Source organism: Brevundimonas sp. (assembly GCF_016463295.1).
GTDB lineage: Bacteria > Pseudomonadota > Alphaproteobacteria > Caulobacterales > Caulobacteraceae > Brevundimonas.
Genome location: NZ_JAEMRO010000141.1, coordinates 1 through 2,978 on the forward strand (window position 1 = coordinate 1; position 2,978 = coordinate 2,978).

General features: G+C 64.6%; 5 protein-coding genes and 1 pseudogene. 3 read left to right on the plus strand and 3 right to left on the minus strand.

Annotated elements, in window-relative coordinates:
* Positions 1–284 (plus strand): annotated as a pseudogene (locus JHC81_RS14200) (ribonuclease D); the annotation flags it as partial.
* Here the strand turns inward: JHC81_RS14200 and JHC81_RS14205 are convergent.
* Together JHC81_RS14205 and JHC81_RS14210 are read right to left on the minus strand one after the other, a co-directional pair.
* Positions 285–860: a phosphohydrolase gene (locus JHC81_RS14205; RefSeq protein ID WP_292175761.1), complete on the minus strand. Its 576-nt coding sequence runs from the start codon at positions 858–860 to the stop codon at positions 285–287.
* A 5-nt stretch (positions 861–865) separates the two neighbouring features.
* Complete coding sequence (locus tag JHC81_RS14210; protein ID WP_292175762.1) at positions 866–1,330, minus strand: peptidylprolyl isomerase; 465 nt, start codon at positions 1,328–1,330, stop codon at positions 866–868.
* A 70-nt stretch (positions 1,331–1,400) separates the two neighbouring features.
* On the opposite strand from JHC81_RS14210, the gene JHC81_RS14215 reads away from it, so the two are divergent.
* The gene (locus JHC81_RS14215) at positions 1,401–2,120 is read left to right on the plus strand and encodes an RlmE family RNA methyltransferase (protein WP_292175764.1); all 720 of its coding nucleotides are present in this window, start codon (positions 1,401–1,403) and stop codon (positions 2,118–2,120) included.
* Positions 2,121–2,123: 3 nt separating this feature from the next.
* Here JHC81_RS14215 and JHC81_RS14220 read toward each other — a convergent pair whose 3' ends face one another.
* A complete protein-coding gene (locus JHC81_RS14220; RefSeq protein WP_292175765.1) occupies positions 2,124–2,693 on the minus strand; it encodes a DUF2061 domain-containing protein in 570 nt (189 codons plus the stop codon).
* A gap of 131 nt (positions 2,694–2,824) precedes the next feature.
* On the opposite strand from JHC81_RS14220, the gene JHC81_RS14225 reads away from it, so the two are divergent.
* The coding region (locus JHC81_RS14225; RefSeq protein ID WP_292175767.1) for an IMP dehydrogenase at positions 2,825–2,978 on the plus strand (154 nt) is incomplete at its 3' end.

The following is a 2,978-nucleotide window of genomic DNA, read 5'->3' on the forward strand; positions in this document are numbered from 1 at the left end:
CGCCCAAGCTGGAGCGTCCCGGCCACAACCAGCCCGCACCGCCCTCGGTGGTCGAGCTGCTGAAGGTGCTGCTGAAGGCCAAGAGCGACAATGCCGGCGTGGCGACCAAGCTGCTGGCCAATGTCGCGGATCTGGAAAAGATCGCCCTGGACGACCAGGCGGACGTGGACGCTCTGAAGGGCTGGCGTCGCCAGCTGTTCGGCGAGGATGCGCTGAAGCTGAAGCGCGGCGAGATTGCCTTGGTGCTTAACGGGCCGAGGGTTGAGGTCGTCGAGATCGAATAGTCAGGCGGTCAGACTGGTGATTTCGCGTGCCAGATTGGCGCGCGCCCGTGTCTCGTATCGCCTGGCCAAGATCGGGTCGGCGAACAGCGGCTCACTTTCCAGAAATCGACTGAGGATCGCCGCGCGTCCGGCTCGGTATAAAGGCTCAGGCACGTGCCCGTACTCGTGTCGGATAGCCGCGGCGTAGGTGTCATATCGCTCGGGTTCAGCACCGAGGATCGACAGGTCGATCGAGACAAGTCGGGCTCCGATGGCATCGTCAGGCTCAACGAAATGCCCGGCTGTCAGCATAATCAGGCGGCTGACTTCATCGATGAAAGTCTGGTTCGCGCCTTCAGCCTTCAGCCGCTCAACAGCTAGCCTTGCGCTCTCGGCCTCGTTGTCATGGCGTGTCGCGTCATAGACCGCGTCGTGGAACCAGATGGCGACCTCCATGAGGCGGCGTTGTTCGTCTGAAAAATCCGTCGACGCCGTAACCTGAGCCAGACAGTCCTCGATATGCGTCATCGTATGATAGCGCCGGTGCGGCTCGCCGTAGCGCGCGATTAGTTCGTTGCGAACCGCACCGGAAATCATAGTCTTCAGGCCACCGTAGCGGTGACGATCTTGCCCGGATTGCGGGGCGGTTCGCCCTTGGGCAGAGCATCGACGTGGTCCATGCCCTCGATCACTTCGCCCCAGACCGTGTACTGGCCGTCCAGGAAGGAGGCGTCGTCCAGGCAGATGAAGAACTGGCTGTTGGCGCTGTTCGGATCGCTGGTGCGGGCCATGGAGCAGACGCCGCGCGCGTGGCGCTGCTTGGAGAACTCCTGCTTCAGGTTCGGCTTCTTGGAGCCCGAGGTGCCCGTGCCTGTCGGATCGCCGCCCTGTGCCATGAAGCCGGCGATGACGCGGTGGAAGACCACACCGTCATAGAAGCCTTCACGCGCCAGTTCGGTGATGCGCGCGACATGGCCGGGAGCCAGGTCGGGGCGCAGCTTGATGACCACGTTGCGGTCTTCGCCGTCACCGGTGTCGAGTTTGAAAGTCAGGGTTTCGTCGGCCATCGGCGCGCTCCATGTGTTGAATCTGGCGGGGGTCATAGCCCGTGAAGGCCGTCCCGGCTATGTGGGAAGGATGAGTGACGACGAAAAGACCCCTCCTGCGCCAGAGCGCCGCCGCATGGTCCGCCCTCCGTCGGGCGGCACGGCCTCTGGCCGGGGCATGGGCACCAAGATGAAGACGGCGGACACCAAGTCGATGTCCAGCCAGCAATGGATCAAGCGCCAGCTGTCCGACAAATGGTCCGAGCGCGCCCGGGCCGAGGGCTGGCGCAGCCGTGCGGCCTTCAAACTGCTGGAGATCGACGAGCGGTTTCACCTGATCAAGACGGGCAGCCGGGTCATCGACCTGGGGGCCGCGCCGGGCGGCTGGGTGCAGGTGGCGCTGAAGAAGGGGGCCAAGTCGGTGGTCGGGGTCGACCTGCTGATGATCGAGCCCATACCCGGGGCCGAACTGGTCCAGGCCGATTTCACCCATCCGGGGGTGGATCAGCAGATGATCGATCTGCTGGGCGGCCGTCCCGATGTGGTCCTGTCCGACATGGCGCACAACACCGTCGGCCATCGCCAGACTGACCACCTGAAGATCATCGCCCTGATCGAGATCGCCGCCGACTTCGCCATCCGCACGCTGAAGCCGGGCGGGCATTTCGTGTCCAAGAACTTCCAGGGCGGCGATGCCGGCGGGGTTCTGGCGCGGCTGAGGGCCGAGTTCGAGACGGTGAAATACGTCAAGCCGTCGTCGAGCCGGAAGGACAGTGCCGAAGTGTTCCTGGTGGCGATGAACCGGAAGTAGGTCTCAGACCTCGGCCAGATCCGCCGCGCGTCGGGCCTTCCTGGCCTCGATCCGCGTCCAGACCCGGTCATGCACCGTGAAGAACAGGGTCTGGACCAGAGGCTCGATCGTGCCGATGGCCAAGGCCAGTTGCCAGTTGCGGGTCAGGGCGAAGGCGACGGCGACGGCGACGGCAAAGTGCATGACGCCATAGGTGACCGTCTTGGCAGCGATCTGCTTGAACGAGCGGGGCAGGGCGTGGCTGTGGCCGGCATGGGAGCCGAAGCCGAGAGCGTGGCCGTGGGCGCGGGTCTGTTCTTCGGGCGTCATCATGCCCAGTCGGGCGGTGAAGGCCTCGGACGCTTCCTCGACGCCGGTCAGCATGCCGCGCCGCTCAACCCGGTGCCAGACGCGGTCGTGGATCGAATAGGCGATGGTCTGGAAGAAGGGCTCGATGACCCCGACCGCCAAGGCCAGCCGCCAGTCGCGCGTGATCGCGAACGCCACCAGAATCGCGACGACCAGGTGCATCACGCCATAGCTGGCGATCTTCAGCGCAAGGCGACGGGCGGTGGTGAGGATGGCGCGGACCATAGGTGCTCAGAATGTGGGGGCGGGGCCACGCGGCGCAAGCCAAAAGTCGTTATCGTCCCTATAGGTCGCGGCAGGCCTTGCGGTTCCTGCCTGTCGGGCGTTATACGCGGCCCGCAAAACGGAGACTCCTCATGGAGATACGCGAAGGGCTTACCTTCGACGATGTTTTGCTGGAACCCGGCCCGTCAGAGATCATGCCCGCAGACGCGGACGTCTCGACGCAGCTGACCCGCGACATCAGGCTGAACATCCCGCTGACCTCGTCCGCCATGGACACGGTCACCG

Coding starts and splice junctions, on each gene's coding strand:
- JHC81_RS14215 (WP_292175764.1), top strand. CDS start 1,401: ATGAGTGACGACGAAAAGACCCCTCCTGCGCCAGAGCGCCGCCGCATG.
- JHC81_RS14205 (WP_292175761.1), bottom strand. CDS start 860: ATGATTTCCGGTGCGGTTCGCAACGAACTAATCGCGCGCTACGGCGAG.
- JHC81_RS14210 (WP_292175762.1), bottom strand. CDS start 1,330: ATGGCCGACGAAACCCTGACTTTCAAACTCGACACCGGTGACGGCGAA.
- JHC81_RS14220 (WP_292175765.1), bottom strand. CDS start 2,693: ATGGTCCGCGCCATCCTCACCACCGCCCGTCGCCTTGCGCTGAAGATC.